This window comes from Salmonella sp. SJTUF15570, from assembly GCF_043357055.1.
GTDB lineage: Bacteria > Pseudomonadota > Gammaproteobacteria > Enterobacterales > Enterobacteriaceae > Salmonella > Salmonella enterica.
The window spans coordinates 111,265-126,856 of sequence record NZ_JBEUKJ010000008.1; the positions used below are offsets into that span (position 1 = coordinate 111,265).

General features: G+C 51.7%; 12 protein-coding genes and 3 pseudogenes. 8 read left to right on the top strand and 7 right to left on the bottom strand.

Annotated features, from left to right (window positions below):
• Positions 1–38: 38 nt before the first annotated feature.
• Entirely contained in the window at positions 39–665 is a 627-nt protein-coding gene (gene upp, locus ABVN44_RS16875) for a uracil phosphoribosyltransferase (protein WP_048348772.1), read from the bottom strand.
• 413 nt (positions 666–1,078) lie between these two features.
• Between upp and purM the strand changes: the two genes are divergently transcribed.
• The 4 genes from purM to ppx all read left to right on the top strand — a co-directional run bounded on the left by purM (position 1,079) and on the right by ppx (position 6,555).
• Positions 1,079–2,116, top strand: coding sequence for a phosphoribosylformylglycinamidine cyclo-ligase (purM, locus tag ABVN44_RS16880; protein ID WP_000130477.1), 1,038 nt, complete (start codon positions 1,079–1,081; stop codon positions 2,114–2,116).
• A complete protein-coding gene (purN, locus tag ABVN44_RS16885) occupies positions 2,116–2,754 on the top strand; it encodes a phosphoribosylglycinamide formyltransferase (RefSeq protein ID WP_001028593.1) in 639 nt (212 codons plus the stop codon). The genes purM and purN overlap by 1 nt, the downstream gene beginning before the upstream one ends.
• Positions 2,755–2,942: 188 nt before the next feature.
• The gene (ppk1, locus tag ABVN44_RS16890; RefSeq protein ID WP_000529555.1) at positions 2,943–5,009 is read left to right on the top strand and encodes a polyphosphate kinase 1; all 2,067 of its coding nucleotides are present in this window, start codon (positions 2,943–2,945) and stop codon (positions 5,007–5,009) included.
• Positions 5,010–5,013: 4 nt separating this feature from the next.
• Positions 5,014–6,555, top strand: coding sequence for an exopolyphosphatase (ppx, locus tag ABVN44_RS16895; protein WP_001123330.1), 1,542 nt, complete (start codon positions 5,014–5,016; stop codon positions 6,553–6,555).
• 35 nt (positions 6,556–6,590) lie between these two features.
• On the opposite strand, the gene ABVN44_RS16900 is transcribed toward ppx, so the two are convergent.
• Positions 6,591–8,804 (bottom strand): sensor domain-containing phosphodiesterase, encoded by a 2,214-nt coding sequence (locus tag ABVN44_RS16900; RefSeq protein ID WP_000773645.1) that lies wholly within the window; start codon positions 8,802–8,804, stop codon positions 6,591–6,593.
• A 96-nt stretch (positions 8,805–8,900) separates the two neighbouring features.
• Positions 8,901–9,038 carry a hypothetical protein gene (locus tag ABVN44_RS16905; RefSeq protein WP_001540598.1) on the bottom strand — a complete coding sequence of 46 codons (138 nt, stop codon included), beginning with the start codon at positions 9,036–9,038 and terminating at the stop codon, positions 8,901–8,903.
• Positions 9,039–9,216: 178 nt separating this feature from the next.
• Between ABVN44_RS16905 and ABVN44_RS16910 the strand changes: the two genes are divergently transcribed.
• The gene (locus ABVN44_RS16910) at positions 9,217–9,408 is read left to right on the top strand and encodes a YfgG family protein (RefSeq protein ID WP_000075924.1); all 192 of its coding nucleotides are present in this window, start codon (positions 9,217–9,219) and stop codon (positions 9,406–9,408) included.
• A 78-nt stretch (positions 9,409–9,486) separates the two neighbouring features.
• Here ABVN44_RS16910 and ABVN44_RS16915 read toward each other — a convergent pair.
• A pseudogene (locus tag ABVN44_RS16915) lies at positions 9,487–9,630 on the bottom strand (hypothetical protein); the annotation flags it as partial.
• A gap of 267 nt (positions 9,631–9,897) precedes the next feature.
• Here ABVN44_RS16915 and ABVN44_RS16920 point away from each other — a divergent pair.
• Positions 9,898–10,119, top strand: a pseudogene (locus ABVN44_RS16920) (hypothetical protein); the annotation flags it as partial.
• Positions 10,104–10,433, top strand: a complete 330-nt coding sequence (locus ABVN44_RS16925; protein ID WP_023244201.1) for a DUF1493 family protein — start codon at positions 10,104–10,106, stop codon at positions 10,431–10,433. The pseudogene ABVN44_RS16920 and the gene ABVN44_RS16925, both read left to right, overlap by 16 nt.
• A gap of 79 nt (positions 10,434–10,512) precedes the next feature.
• Here the strand turns inward: ABVN44_RS16925 and ABVN44_RS16930 are convergent.
• The 3 genes and pseudogenes from ABVN44_RS16930 to guaB form a co-directional block, all read right to left on the bottom strand.
• Positions 10,513–10,830, bottom strand: a pseudogene (locus ABVN44_RS16930) (DDE-type integrase/transposase/recombinase); the annotation flags it as partial.
• A 135-nt stretch (positions 10,831–10,965) separates the two neighbouring features.
• On the bottom strand, positions 10,966–12,543 hold the full coding sequence (guaA, locus tag ABVN44_RS16935) for a glutamine-hydrolyzing GMP synthase (RefSeq protein WP_000138296.1): 1,578 nt from the start codon (positions 12,541–12,543) through the stop codon (positions 10,966–10,968).
• A 69-nt stretch (positions 12,544–12,612) separates the two neighbouring features.
• On the bottom strand, positions 12,613–14,079 hold the full coding sequence (gene guaB, locus ABVN44_RS16940) for an IMP dehydrogenase (protein ID WP_000944174.1): 1,467 nt from the start codon (positions 14,077–14,079) through the stop codon (positions 12,613–12,615).
• A gap of 160 nt (positions 14,080–14,239) precedes the next feature.
• Here guaB and xseA point away from each other — a divergent pair, with 160 nt between their 5' ends.
• Entirely contained in the window at positions 14,240–15,589 is a 1,350-nt protein-coding gene (gene xseA, locus ABVN44_RS16945) for an exodeoxyribonuclease VII large subunit (RefSeq protein ID WP_000953168.1), read from the top strand.
• The last annotated feature ends 3 nt before the right edge of the window (positions 15,590–15,592 follow it).

Sequence of the window (15,592 nt, forward strand, 5' to 3'; positions counted from 1 at the left end):
AGCCGACTCTTAAAGTCGGCTTTTAATTATTTATTCACTTATTTGGTACCAAAAATCTTATCGCCGGCATCGCCAAGCCCCGGAATAATGTATCCGTGCTCGTTAAGCCCCTGATCGATAGAGGCGGTGTACAGTTCAACGTCCGGGTGCACTTTTTCCAGCGCCGCAATGCCTTCCGGCGCGGCGACCAGCACCAGCACCTTAATGCTGCTACAGCCTGCTTTTTTCAGCAGGTCGATGGTCGCGATGACAGAACCGCCAGTCGCCAGCATCGGGTCGACGATCAGCGCCATGCGCTCATCAATGTTCGATACCAGTTTCTGGAAATAAGGTACTGGCTCAAGCGTCTCTTCGTTACGGTACATCCCGACTACGCTGATACGCGCGCTCGGTACATTTTCCAGAACGCCTTCCATCATGCCCAGACCCGCGCGCAGAATCGGCACAACGGTAATTTTTTTACCTTTGATCTGGTCGATTTCCACCGGGCCATTCCAGCCTTCGATGGTGACTTTTTCCGTTTCCAGGTCGGCTGTCGCTTCATACGTCAGCAGGCTGCCTACTTCTGAGGCGAGTTCACGAAAGCGTTTAGTGCTAATGTCGTTTTCACGCATCAGACCCAGCTTGTGTTTGACGAGTGGGTGTTTGACTTCCACGATCTTCATACTCTTCTCCTATCCTCAGATGACTGGCAACCACAAAAAAAATCGCCGGATTATACCGCTTTTCCTCTCTGACGCAACACAATGTATGCTTGACCTGGATCAACCAAAAGCGCTGATAGTGGAAAAGTGAGTATAAATCACTCACGTTGAAACAGGCGATAAAGGCTAACAACCGATTGAATCTTAGCAATTTTAAGGGTGAATGGCCTGTCCAGGCCACCTGTCGTAAACCAAGTGCTGGATATCCTTTTCTTTTTTACCAACAGAGAAATTTTCAAGCAGCGACCGAAACCATGCAAAAAAAATCGCCCGGATAACCAGGGCGCAGACCACGCTCGCAAACGTTTGCTTTCCCTGTTAGAATTGCGCCGAATTTAACTTTTACCGCAAGAAAAAACGTGGGGAACCAGGCAGTGACCGATAAGACCTCTCTTAGCTATAAAGATGCCGGCGTCGATATTGATGCGGGTAACGCTCTGGTTGATCGAATCAAAGGCGTAGTGAAGAAAACTCGCCGCCCGGAGGTTATGGGCGGTCTGGGCGGTTTCGGTGCGCTGTGCGCGTTGCCGCAAAAATATCGTGAACCGGTACTGGTTTCCGGCACTGACGGCGTAGGCACCAAACTTCGCCTGGCGATGGACTTAAAGCGTCACGACGCTATCGGTATTGATCTGGTGGCGATGTGCGTAAACGATCTGGTCGTTCAGGGCGCGGAACCGCTGTTTTTCCTCGATTACTATGCCACGGGTAAACTGGATGTCGATACCGCTGCCAGCGTGATCAACGGTATTGCCGAAGGCTGCCTGCAATCCGGCTGCGCGCTGGTCGGCGGCGAGACGGCGGAAATGCCGGGCATGTATCACGGCGAAGATTACGATGTGGCGGGTTTCTGCGTCGGCGTAGTCGAAAAATCAGAAATCATCGACGGCTCCCGGGTTGCCGAAGGCGACGTGCTGATTGCGCTCGGCTCCAGCGGCCCGCACTCGAATGGATATTCGCTGGTGCGGAAAATTATTGACGTTAGCGGCTGCGACCCACAAACCACTCTGCTGGAAGGGAAGCCGCTGGCCGATCATCTGCTTGAACCGACCCGTATCTACGTAAAATCGGTTCTGGAACTGATTGAAAACGTCGATGTACACGCTATCGCCCACCTCACCGGCGGCGGCTTTTGGGAAAATATTCCGCGCGTTCTGCCGGAGAATACCCAGGCGGTAATTAATGAGTCGTCCTGGCAGTGGCCCGCCATCTTTACCTGGCTGCAAACCGCCGGTAATGTCAGCCGACATGAAATGTACCGTACCTTTAACTGCGGCGTCGGCATGGTGATTGCGCTCTCCGCTCCGGAGGCGGACAAAGCGCTTGCTCTGCTAAACGAGAAAGGTGAAAACGCATGGAAAATCGGTATCATCAAAGCCTCTGATTCCGAACAGCGTGTGGTTATTGAATAATGAATATTGTGGTGCTGATTTCCGGCAATGGAAGCAATTTACAGGCGATTATCGATGCCTGCGAAGCGAAGAAAATTAAAGGCACCCTCAGGGCAGTATTCAGCAATAAGGCCGACGCGTTCGGCCTTGAACGCGCCAGAGAAGCCGGCATTCCGGCGCAAGCGCTGACTGCCGATCGGTTTGACAGCCGCGACGCCTTTGATCGCGAGTTGATTCGCAAGATAGACGCGTATGCGCCTGATGTGGTCGTGCTGGCCGGTTTTATGCGTATTCTGAGTCCGATGTTTGTCGCGCATTACTACGGGCGTCTGCTGAACATTCACCCTTCCCTGCTACCAAAATATCCGGGGTTGCATACCCATCGCCAGGCGCTGGAAAACGGCGATGAGGAGCACGGTACCTCGGTACATTTCGTGACAGACGAACTCGACGGCGGCCCGGTCATTCTCCAGGCGAAGGTGCCGGTTTTTGCCAACGACAGCGAAGATGATATCACCGCACGCGTACAGACTCAGGAACATGCGATTTATCCGCTGGTGATTAGCTGGTTTGCGCAGGGGCGTCTAAAGATGCGCGATAACGCCGCCTGGCTGGACGGGCGTCGTCTGCCGCCGCAAGGTTATGCGTCTGACGAATAATATGTCATCGGACAGGACTGCGTCTGCTTGCCGGATGGCGGCATAAATGCCTATCCGGCCTACTCTTTTCCCTTCCTTTATGCTATCAGTTTATTGTCATATTTTTCTGGCGCAGTTGGACATTAACGCGTAATGCTCGCCATAATCATCAGGCAGTGTCCCGTGAATAAAACGGAGTATAGGTAGTAATGGGTCAGGAAAAGCTATATATCGAGAAAGAACTGAGCTGGTTAGCATTTAACGAACGCGTGTTACAGGAAGCGGCGGACAAATCCAACCCGTTGATTGAGCGGATGCGGTTCCTGGGAATCTATTCTAATAACCTCGACGAGTTCTACAAAGTGCGTTTCGCTGAACTGAAACGACGCATTATTATCAGCGAAGAACAGGGTTCAAATTCTCATTCACGCCATTTGTTAGGCAAAATTCAGTCCCGCGTGTTGAAAGCAGACCAGGAGTTCGACGGCCTGTACAACGAATTACTGCTGGAAATGGCGCGTAATCAAATCTTTCTGATCAACGAGCGTCAGCTCTCGGTGAACCAACAAAGCTGGTTGCGCCACTATTTTAAGCACTATTTGCGCCAGCATATTACCCCGATTCTTATTAACCGGGAGACGGATCTTGTTCAGTTTTTAAAAGATGATTACACCTATCTGGCGGTGGAGATTATCCGCGGCGACACCATCAACTATGCGCTGCTGGAGATACCGTCCGACAAAGTCCCACGCTTCGTTAATCTGCCGCCGGAGACACCGCGCAGACGCAAGCCGATGATCCTGCTGGATAATATTCTGCGCTACTGCCTGGATGACATTTTTAAAGGGTTCTTCGACTATGACGCGCTTAATGCCTATTCGATGAAAATGACCCGCGATGCCGAATATGACCTGGTGCATGAGATGGAATCCAGTCTGATGGAGCTGATGTCTTCCAGCCTGAAGCAGCGCCTGACCGCTGAGCCTGTGCGCTTTGTCTATCAACGCGATATGCCCGCCGCGCTGGTCGACGTACTGCGGGAAAAACTGACGATCTCCCGGTATGACTCAATCGTACCCGGCGGGCGCTACCACAATTTTAAAGACTTTATTAATTTTCCGAATGTCGGTAAAGCCAACCTGGTCAATAAACCGTTACCGCGGTTACGCCATCTTTGGTTTGATAAAGAGAAGTTTCGTAACGGTTTCGACGCGATTCGCGAACGTGATGTGCTGCTCTATTATCCTTATCACACCTTTGAACATGTGCTGGAACTGCTGCGTCAGGCGTCGTTTGACCCAAGCGTGCTGGCGATCAAAATCAATATTTATCGCGTAGCGAAAGACTCGCGCATTATTGACTCGATGATCCATGCCGCCCATAACGGCAAAAAAGTCACCGTGGTGGTGGAGTTGCAGGCGCGCTTCGATGAAGAGGCGAATATTCACTGGGCCAAGCGGTTAACCGAAGCGGGCGTCCATGTTATTTTCTCTGCGCCCGGGCTGAAAATTCACGCCAAACTCTTTCTCATCTCACGAAAAGAGGGTGATGACGTGGTGCGTTATGCGCATATCGGCACCGGTAACTTCAACGAAAAAACGGCGCGGCTGTATACCGATTATTCGCTGCTGACCGCCGATGCGCGCATTACCAATGAAGTGCGTCGGGTCTTTAATTTTATTGAAAACCCCTATCGCCCGGTCACTTTCGATTATTTGATGGTTTCTCCACAAAACTCACGGCGTCTGCTGTATGAGATGATCGATCGTGAAATCGCCAATGCCCAGCAAGGCTTACCGTCAGGGATTACCTTAAAGCTTAACAACCTGGTCGATAAAGGGTTGGTCGACAGGCTATACGCCGCGTCGGGTTCGGGCGTCCAGGTCAATCTGCTGGTGCGCGGTATGTGTTCGCTTATTCCGCAACTGGAAGGCATAAGCGATAATATTCGTGCGATTAGCATTGTGGATCGCTATCTGGAACACGATCGGGTTTATATTTTCGAAAACGGCGGTGATAAGCAAGTTTGGCTCTCTTCAGCTGACTGGATGACGCGTAATATTGACTACCGTATCGAAGTCGCTACGCCTATCCTCGACCCGCGGCTTAAACAACGCGTCCTGGATATCATTGACATTCTGTTTAGCGACACGGTAAAAGCGCGTTTTATCGATAAAGAACTCAGCAACCGCTACGTACCGCGCGGCAATCGCCGTAAAGTTCAGGCGCAGCTGGCAATTTATGACTACATCAAATCACTCGAGCAACCAGACTAACGCTATGCCAATTTACGATAAATCCCCTCGCCCGCAGGAGTTCGCTGCGGTCGATCTCGGCTCAAACAGCTTTCATATGGTCATTGCCCGCGTGGTTGACGGCGCAATGCAGATTATCGGGCGCTTAAAACAGCGCGTCCATCTGGCGGACGGGCTGGGCGCAGATAACAAACTCAGCGAAGAAGCCATGGAACGGGGGCTTAGCTGTCTGTCGCTGTTTGCTGAACGCTTACAAGGTTTCTCCCCTTCCAGCGTCTGTATCGTAGGCACCCATACGTTACGTCAGGCGCAAAATGCCGCTGATTTTCTCAAACGTGCGGAAAAGGTTATTCCCTACCCGATAGAGATTATTTCCGGTAACGAAGAAGCGCGCCTGATTTTTATGGGCGTAGAACATACGCAGCCGGAAAAAGGCCGCAAGCTGGTGATCGATATCGGCGGCGGGTCAACAGAGCTGGTCATTGGCGAAAACTTCGAACCCAGGCTGGTTGAAAGCCGTCGTATGGGCTGCGTGAGCTTCGCGCAGCTCTACTTTCCCGGCGGCGTTATCAATAAAGAAAACTTCCAGCGCGCCCGAATGGCGGCGGCGCAAAAACTGGAAACCTTAACCTGGCAGTATCGTATTCAGGGTTGGAACGTAGCGATGGGCGCTTCCGGTACGATTAAGGCCGCTCATGAAGTTCTCCTGGCGCTGGGTGAGAAAGATGGCTTCATTACGCCGGAGCGCCTTGATAAACTGAAGTCAGAAGTGTTGAAGCACCGTTCCTTTAATGCGCTCAGCCTGCCGGGTCTGTCTGAAGAACGCAAAGCGGTCTTTGTGCCGGGCCTGGCGATTCTGTGCGGCGTTTTTGATGCTCTGGCTATCCGCGAGCTTCGCCTTTCCGACGGCGCGTTGCGCGAAGGCGTGCTGTATGAAATGGAAGGCCGCTTCCGCCATCAGGATGTTCGCAGCCGTACCGCAAAAAGTCTGGCCAATCAATACAACATTGACAGAGAACAGGCCAGACGCGTGCTGGAAACCACCATGCAGATGTACGAGCAGTGGCAGGCCCAGCAGCCAAAACTGGCGCATCCGCAGCTTGAAGCGTTGCTCCGCTGGGCGGCAATGCTGCATGAGGTTGGACTGAATATTAATCACAGCGGTTTACATCGCCATTCGGCTTATATTCTGCAACACAGCGATTTGCCCGGCTTTAATCAGGAGCAGCAAATGATGATGGCGACGCTGGTGCGTTACCATCGTAAAGCCATAAAACTGGATGATATGCCCCGCTTTACGCTGTTTAAGAAAAAACAGTATCTGCCGTTAATTCAGCTACTTCGGCTGGGCGTATTACTGAACAACCAGCGGCAGGCGACCACTACGCCGCCAACGCTGCGACTAACGACCGATGACAGCCACTGGACGTTATGTTTTCCGCATGACTGGTTCAGCCAGAATGCGCTGGTACTGCTTGATCTGGAAAAAGAACAGCAGTACTGGGAAGCGGTAACTGGCTGGCGTCTCAATATTGAGGAAGAAAGCTCGCCGGAGATCGCCGCGTAAATTGTGGATCAGACGCCGCGCCGCGGCGTCTGTCTTTACTGAATCTCAGATAATAGCTGCGGCTCGCCAATTAAATATCCCTGAAGATAGTCGATCCCCAACGAGAGCACTACGCTTCGTATTTCTTCGCTCTCGACATACTCCGCGACGACCTGCATATTTTTCATTCGCGCTAAATGACAAATAGAAGCCACAATCTGATAATCGAGACTGTTTGACACTATATTGCGAATAAAACTGCCATCAATTTTAAGAATATCGGCGTCAACGTTTTTCAGCCGCGCATAGCTGGCGTAGCCAGTACCGAAATCATCAATCGCTATCTGACAGCCAAACTGCTGTAGCTGTCCCAGCGTCAACTGCGCCTGCTCAGCATTGGTGAGAGAGTTGCTTTCCGTTACCTCAAAAACCAGTTGCCAGGGTTCAACCTGATATTGCGTAAGCAACTGCTTAACTTCTGCAGGGAAACGAGCGCGGCATACCGATGTTGGCGACAGATTAATGGCAAAACGATGCGCGGGCATATATTCCCGGCTGGCCGCCATAAACCGCAGCGTGTTTTCAATCACCCAGAGATCGATAGCGGAAGACAATCCAAACTCATGCGCCACGGGTAAAAAATTGTCCGGGTTGATAACGTCGCCGTTGTCATCCCTGAGTCGCAGTAAGATTTCATGGTAAACGTCCCCACGAACACCGAAAATAGGCTGCGCCATCAGGAAAAAATGATCGTGCTCCAACGCCTGTTGCAGGCGATTCATCATCGCAATTCTGCCCTTCAAATCGCGCTGCAGGTGCATTGCGCCGCGCCGCTGTAAATCCTCCGGCGCGTTAGTCGTCAACGAAAGATCGGAACTGGTGCTTAATTCGCCCAGCAGAAGATAAAGGTGGCTAACCGGAGAACGCACGCAGCAGTAGCTCACGCCGACAGGCGGCTGTAGCGGCAGTCCATCCCAGATAAACCGAAACTGCTTAATATGTTTATCCAGCGCTTCAATACGCTGCTGATGCGCCTCTGTATTAAGACGCAGCACCAGGTCGTGCCCTGACATCTGGTAGACGCACTCATTTGAGGCCAACATCGGCGTAATCCAGTGAGAGAGCTTTTGCTTATACTGGATGCGTAGCATGACGCCATAATTTTTACCCAATAGCTCCAGACCCGGCACGTGTAAAAAACAGATCGTAGACCAGGGCGCATTTTTAAGCGCGCGGTTTAACGCACGTAAATTGGGAAGATGTACAACCGGGTCAAGATAGGCCAGCCGCCGTGCGCGACCACTCACTACGCGCTGACGCGTGGCCAGTACAGACATATAATTAACAATAAAAGAAAAAACCAGATAGCTCGAAGAGGTAATCGCTAATTGCGTATCATAACCTGAATACCAGGGCATATAACGCTGATAATAATGAATCGACGTAATTAGCACGACGGCCCAGATAATTGAAATAAACTTATAGCCATAGCGCATCGCGCCCCACAGCATGACCGGCAATAATAACGAAAGCGTATAGTTGGTACTAAATATTGAACTATTATCAGTCAATGGCATACACAGTATAAACATTAGTGTAGTCAATACGGCCAGCCAAATAACGATCTCTTTTTTAGTGGCCTTGCTATCAATCTGTAGCTTTAATTGCTGATAATACCCCCGCAGGTGCAGCGGATTACGGAGAGTACGAATAATAAAATAGCACAATGGCACGCCGACAAGGTTACCGACCAGTAACGCCTGGTAATTAATCAGCGTGTTGATATTAAAGGGCATTACCCCCATCAGGCTGGCTTTACTTTCGTACATGCCAACAAAAGCGGCAAACTGGTAGATGACCAGAAATAATGTTGCTGAACAAAATACCTGCCAGAATATTCGTTGAAACAGCAGGTGGGCGTCGCCGTGGGAAACATTGTTTCGCCGGGGGGAAAAGACACGATAGCCGCCCCAGCTTAGCACGATAGTAATGATAAAGTGCATCGTCACAGAAAGGGTTTCATACAGCCCTGTCTGCGGGTATCTGCGCCAGAAGATAGCAAGCACAATGCCCGGCAGTGCTGCCCAGCCGAAAAAGAGCATCAGGCTAAGCATAAAAGCTAACGGCAGGTAAAAAAGAACCACATTTCCAGTGCTGGTAAGCGCATAAGTATTTGCGCTACTTAAAACAGGCAGTAAAATCGAAGGGAGAATGAGCGGTAGTCCCCACCATTTATCTCTGATATTTATATAAGTTTTATTTAGTTTCATAGATGCTCAGCAGAACCCCCCAATCCCAAAGGGGCGTTAACAGACAGGCATCCCACCTGACTTTAAATTGATGATGCGATATACATCACACGATAGTCATCGATTGTAATTATTAAACAAAAGTAACATTTGATTTAAGTCAATTATTACCTTTCTCCTGCAGCCTTTATTCGCCTTTTTATTCTTTGTTATCATTAATTTATTATTAATGTAAATACTAAAATTATCTTCCATAACAATATAAGATAAATCAACTGACGCAATTTTACATTAAGAGGAATTGACCATCGGTTCGCAGTATGCCTTAATGTAGAGTGAACGCAGGCTTGTTACGTTCTTCGCCTTGATAATACCCTTGAAGAACCCAGCCTGATCCCGCCCATACCGCTGGGCCAACGTTAAGGAACCCTTTGTGAGTCAGGCCAACAGTATGCGAAAACGACATCGATTTAACACTCGCATGACCCGTATCGTACTGCTTATCAGTTTTCTCTTCTTCTTTGGACGTTTCGTCTACTCTTCTATCGGCGCCTGGCAGCACCATCAGGATAAAAAAGAAGCGCAACAGTCATCGCTTTCTGTCACCACGCCGGGACAACGTTAAGCTGTTATCCGTTAAAAAGCCCGCGCAAGAAAAAGAAGCTTTAGCGTTAACGCAAAAAGACAATCCCACTCAATGGGTTCAGGCCATGATCAGACGCTTAAAGAGCAACCGCGGGATATCCTGCCTGGGTGATAAGATCACATGCGCGGTTACTAAGATTCCCTCGACCGAATACAAAACCCGATAGCCTTCAGCGTGGTTAAACTCCCGGTAGCTGGCACAAGTTCAGGGCAAATCTGGCATCCCAGCGGGCACTGGCGTACGGTACTCTCAAACTGTGTAAGTATCTCTGCGATAGGCGGATGCGGCTCAACCTCAACGCACTTCAGGAAACCCGCTATTGTGTCGATGCAGTGCTTTACCGTAAACGTATACTCAAAGGTCACCTGCGGCTCCGACCTATCCGCCAGAGTCAATGCGAAATCAGGAAGATAACCATCGTGGGAGGAGAATAAGGTGACCAGTCCTATACGTCAGAATTTGTTTTGTAAAGAGCCACCTGGGATCAGATTACCAACGTTGACAGGCAAAACCATCAACTCATTACAGCTAAGCTCAACGAATAATTTAGGTCGTTTCGTTGGTCGTAATGTACCCTGGCTCGGTTGGGTTATGACATTCACTACGATTTATGATATCCAGCGTGATATTAAAGATACATTTAATCGTGTGGCGGTTCCTAAAGATCGCATTCAGTGGACGTGCTTCTAATGAGAGATATTGAGAAAGAAATTATCGATTTTATCGATCAGGAATATAACACTAAAAAGTACTTTCTCTGTGGGCCAAAGCGAACCATCACGCTTGATACCAGTATTAGGGATGATCTAAAACTCGTTTTTGAAGATAGTGAAGAACTTCTACAAGAGTACTTCAAGCGTTGGAATGTAGATTCAGAAGGATTTGACATACTCAACTATCTGAATCCAGAGTACTTTGGAAGTAAAGAGCCTGATCCGCGTAAGCCACTAACAGTTGGTATGCTCGTTGAAAGTGCTAAAGCTGGACGTTGGTTATATAGTTGAAGAATAAAGTTACTATATTTTAAATACCCCTTATTTGGGCTGAATCGCCACGGATAACCTGGACACTTCTGAGTCGTTGGTAGATCTTTTTCTTTATCCGTTCACGCTTCAGTAGCTGGAAAAAGCTTTCTGCAACCGCATTGTCATAACAGTTGCCACGACGGCTCATACTGCCTTCCAGTCCGTGCGATTTCAGCCATTCATAGCGGGTGTACTGACTACCCTGATCAGAATGAACCAGCACCTGTTTTTGGGAATGACGTCGCCACACGGCCATCAGAAGCGCATTCAGGACAATATCTTTTGTCATTCGTGGTTGCATTGACCAACCGATAACTTTGCGCGAGAACAAATCAACGACCACGGCAAGATACAGCCAACCTTCGTGGGTTCGTAATTACGTCAAATTTGCCGTCAGGAGCTGTGCACTACACAGAAAACTCATCTATGCGCATAAATAAAAACCCTCTGCAAAAACAGAGGGTTAAATTCACTTTTACCTGTTCATGAAAACACAGGAAGGGTTATCGACTTATTCCCACTCAATGGTAGCCGGTGGTTTACCGCTGATGTCATACACCACACGGGAAATCCCGTTGACTTCATTGATGATGCGGTTGGAAACGCGACCCAGGAAGTCATACGGCAGATGCGCCCAGTGCGCGGTCATAAAGTCGATGGTTTCGACGGCACGCAGGGAGACAACCCAGTCATACTTACGACCATCGCCCATAACGCCAACGGAACGAACCGGCAGGAAGACGGTAAACGCCTGACTGACTTTGTCGTACAGATCCGCTTTGCGCAGCTCTTCAATGAAGATAGCGTCCGCGCGACGCAGCAGGTCGCAGTACTCTTTCTTCACTTCGCCCAGTACGCGCACGCCGAGGCCCGGCCCCGGGAACGGATGGCGATACAGCATGTCGTACGGCAGGCCCAGCTCCAGACCAATCTTACGCACTTCGTCTTTGAACAGCTCTTTCAGCGGTTCAACCAGACCCATCTTCATCTCTTTCGGCAGGCCGCCGACATTGTGGTGAGATTTGATAACGTGCGCTTTACCGGTTGCAGACGCCGCAGATTCGATAACGTCAGGGTAGATGGTGCCCTGCGCCAGCCATTTCACGTCTTCCAGTTTCAGCGCTTCTTCGTCGAACACTTCTACAAAAACACGACCGATGATCTTACGCTTGGCTTCCGGATCGTTCTCGCCAGCCAGCGCGGACAGGAAGCGCTCTTCCGCCGGTACGTGAACGATATTCAGGCCAAAATGGTCGCCAAACATGTCCATCACCTGCTCGGCTTCGTTCAGGCGCAACAGGCCGTTGTCGACGAAAACACAGGTCAGATTTTTACCGATCGCGCGGTGCAGCAGCATTGCGGTGACGGAAGAATCCACGCCGCCGGAGAGACCGAGGATCACTTTATCGTCGCCTACCTGCTCGCGAATGCGCGCCACGGCGTCATCGATGATCTTCGCCGGCGTCCACAACGCTTCACACTGGCAGATATCGCGTACAAAACGCTCCAGCATGCGCATACCCTGGCGGGTGTGGGTCACTTCCGGGTGGAACTGTACGCCGTAGAAGCGTTTTTCTTCGTTGGCCATAATGGCGAACGGGCAGCTCTCGGTGCTGGCGACGGTCACGAAGTCGGACGGAATCGCCGTCACTTTATCGCCGTGGCTCATCCACACGTCCAGCAGCGGTTTGCCGTCTGCGGTCAGGGAATCTTCAATACCGCGAACCAGCGCGCTGTCGGTCAACACTTCGACCTGCGCGTAACCAAATTCACGCTCATTAGAACCTTCTACATGACCGCCAAGCTGCATCGCCATGGTCTGCATCCCGTAGCAGACGCCAAATACCGGCACGCCTGCTTCAAAGACATACTGCGGCGCGCGCGGGCTGTTTTCTTCGGTGGTGCTTTCCGGGCCGCCGGAAAGAATAATGCCGCTTGGGTTGAAGTCACGAATTTGTGCTTCTGTCACATCCCACGCCCACAGTTCGCAGTAAACACCCAGCTCACGCACGCGGCGTGCAACCAGTTGAGTGTACTGAGAACCGAAGTCCAGAATGAGGATGCGATGCTTATGAATGTTTTCCGTCATTGACGCTTATTCCGAGGCAAGTGAAACAGATTAAATAAATCGCCCGACGCGAAGGTCGGGCGAAGAAAATCAGGAGCCCAGACGGTAGTTCGGGGACTCTTTGGTGATGGTCACGTCGTGAACGTGGCTTTCCTGGATACCCGCACCGCTGATACGCACAAACTCCGCTTTAGTACGCAGTTCGTCGATGGTAGCACAACCGGTCAGCCCCATACAGGAGCGCAGGCCGCCCATCTGCTGGTGAATGATCTCTTTCAGGCGACCTTTATAGGCTACGCGGCCTTCGATACCTTCCGGCACCAGTTTGTCGGCGGCGTTGTCGCTCTGGAAGTAACGGTCGGAGGAACCTTTGGACATCGCGCCCAGCGAGCCCATGCCGCGGTAAGATTTGTACGAACGGCCCTGGTAGAGTTCGATTTCGCCCGGGGATTCTTCGGTACCGGCCAGCATAGAGCCCACCATTACCGCGCTCGCGCCTGCGGCGATGGCTTTGGCGATATCGCCTGAGAAACGGATACCGCCGTCAGCGATAACCGGAATCCCGGTGCCTTCCAGCGCTTCTACCGCGTCGGAAACAGCGGTGATCTGCGGAACGCCCACACCAGTCACGATACGAGTGGTACAGATGGAACCCGGGCCGATACCCACTTTCACCGCGCTGCAACCGGCTTCCGCCAGTGCGCGAGCGCCTGCGCCAGTGGCGACGTTGCCGCCGATGATTTGCAGGTCAGGATATTTAGCACGGGTTTCACGGATACGTTGCAACACACCTTCCGAATGACCGTGAGAGGAGTCGATCAGCAGTACGTCAACGCCTGCCGCCACCAGCGCGTCAACGCGCTCTTCGTTGCCCGCGCCTGCGCCGACCGCCGCGCCGACACGTAAACGGCCCTGCTCATCTTTACAGGAGTTTGGTTTACGTTCCGCTTTCTGGAAATCTTTTACGGTAATCATGCCAAGCAGATGGAAGTTATCATCAACGACCAGCGCTTTTTCTACGCGTTTTTCGTGCATTTTTGCCAGCACGACTTCACGGGCTTCGCCTTCACGAACGGTCACCAGACGCTCTTTCGGCGTCATGTAAACGCTAACCGGCTGGTTCAGGTCAGTCACAAAACGCACGTCACGACCGGTGATGATACCCACCAGCTCGTTATCTTCAGTCACCACCGGATAGCCCGCAAAACCGTTACGCTCGGTCAGGGCTTTCACTTCATGCAACGTGGTGGTTGGCAGGACGGTCTGCGGGTCGGTCACTACGCCGGACTCGTGTTTCTTCACGCGGCGAACTTCTTCCGCCTGGCGCTCAATAGACATGTTTTTGTGGATAAAACCAATGCCGCCTTCCTGGGCCAGGGCAATTGCCAGGCGCGCTTCCGTCACGGTGTCCATCGCCGCAGAAAGCATAGGAATATTCAGACGAATAGTTTTCGTCAACTGCGTGCTGAGATCGGCAGTATTCGGCAAAACGGTGGAGTGAGCGGGAACAAGGAGGACGTCGTCAAACGTCAGGGCTTCTTTAGCGATACGTAGCATGGGCAATATCTCACCTGGGAGGTTAATAAATATTGCCGCGGCATTATACAGAACGTAATCGGTTGCATCTACATTTTTTTGCAAATAGTGCTTGCGATCCCCCGTGAGCAGGTTACTATCGATTGAATAACCTGCTGATTTAGAATTTGATCCCGCTCACATGTTATCCTCTCAAACTTCCTCAATTTTTACCGTAAGCCGCCTTAACCAGACGGTTCGTCTGCTGTTAGAACAGGAGATGGGACAGGTATGGATCAGCGGCGAGATTTCTAATTTCACGCAGCCTGCGTCGGGCCACTGGTACTTTACGCTCAAAGACGATACCGCTCAGGTGCGCTGTGCGATGTTCCGTAACAGCAACCGCCGGGTGACGTTCCGTCCGCAGCACGGGCAGCAGGTGCTGGTACGCGCCAATATCACGCTGTACGAGCCGCGCGGCGATTATCAAATCATCGCCGAAAGTATGCAGCCCGCGGGCGAAGGCTTGTTGCAGCAGAAATATGAGCAGCTAAAAGCCAAACTGCAGGCCGAAGGCTTGTTCGATCAGCAGCATAAACAGCCGTTGCCCTCCCCGGCCCACTGCGTGGGGGTGATCACCTCGAAAACCGGCGCGGCGCTGCACGATATTCTCCACGTGCTAAAGCGTCGTGACCCATCCCTACCCGTTATTATCTATCCAACCGCAGTCCAGGGCGACGACGCGCCGGGGCAGATCGTTCGTGCTATCGAACTGGCGAACGCGCGGGGCGAGTGTGATGTACTGATCGTCGGACGCGGCGGCGGTTCGCTGGAAGATTTGTGGAGTTTTAACGACGAACGCGTGGCGCGGGCGATTTTTGCCAGCCGCATTCCGGTAGTCAGCGCCGTCGGCCACGAAACCGACGTCACGATAGCTGATTTTGTCGCCGACCTGCGCGCGCCTACGCCATCAGCAGCGGCAGAAATTGTCAGCCGCAACCAGCAGGAGTTGTTGCGCCAGATTCAATCCGCCCAGCAGCGTCTGGGCATGGCGATGGACTACTACCTCGCCAACCGCAGCCGCCGTTTCACGCAGATTTTTCACCGTCTGCAACAGCAACATCCGCAGCTGCGTCTGGCCCGTCAGCAAACCGCGCTGGAACGTCTACGCCAACGGATGGGATTTGCGCTTGAGGCCAGGATTAAGCAGGCCAATCAGCGCCAACAGCGCGTAAGTCAACGCCTGAGCCAGCAAAATCCGCAGCCGCGCATTCACCGCGCGCAGTCGCGCATCCAACAGCTGGAATATCGTCTGACGGAGAATATCCGCTCACGGTTAAGCGAACAGCGCGAGCGTTTCGGCAACGCGGTCACGCATCTGGAGGCGGTCAGCCCGTTAGCCACGCTGGCGCGCGGCTATACGGTTTCGACGACAACGAACGGCAAGGTGCTGAAAAAGATCAAACAGGTCAAAGCAGGCGATATTATGACTACGCGACTGGAGGACGGCTGGCTTGAAAGTGAAGTCAAATCCGTCACGCCGGGAACGTAATCC

Excerpts from the sequence above, each read along its gene's own strand:
- upp (WP_048348772.1), bottom strand. The coding sequence starts at position 665 with ATGAAGATCGTGGAAGTCAAACACCCACTCGTCAAACACAAGCTGGGT.
- purN (WP_001028593.1), top strand. The coding sequence starts at position 2,116 with ATGAATATTGTGGTGCTGATTTCCGGCAATGGAAGCAATTTACAGGCG.
- ppk1 (WP_000529555.1), top strand. The coding sequence starts at position 2,943 with ATGGGTCAGGAAAAGCTATATATCGAGAAAGAACTGAGCTGGTTAGCA.
- ppx (WP_001123330.1), top strand. The coding sequence starts at position 5,014 with ATGCCAATTTACGATAAATCCCCTCGCCCGCAGGAGTTCGCTGCGGTC.
- ABVN44_RS16900 (WP_000773645.1), bottom strand. The coding sequence starts at position 8,804 with ATGAAACTAAATAAAACTTATATAAATATCAGAGATAAATGGTGGGGA.
- ABVN44_RS16905 (WP_001540598.1), bottom strand. The coding sequence starts at position 9,038 with ATGGAAGATAATTTTAGTATTTACATTAATAATAAATTAATGATAACA.
- guaA (WP_000138296.1), bottom strand. The coding sequence starts at position 12,543 with ATGACGGAAAACATTCATAAGCATCGCATCCTCATTCTGGACTTCGGT.
- guaB (WP_000944174.1), bottom strand. The coding sequence starts at position 14,079 with ATGCTACGTATCGCTAAAGAAGCCCTGACGTTTGACGACGTCCTCCTT.
- xseA (WP_000953168.1), top strand. The coding sequence starts at position 14,240 with ATGTTATCCTCTCAAACTTCCTCAATTTTTACCGTAAGCCGCCTTAAC.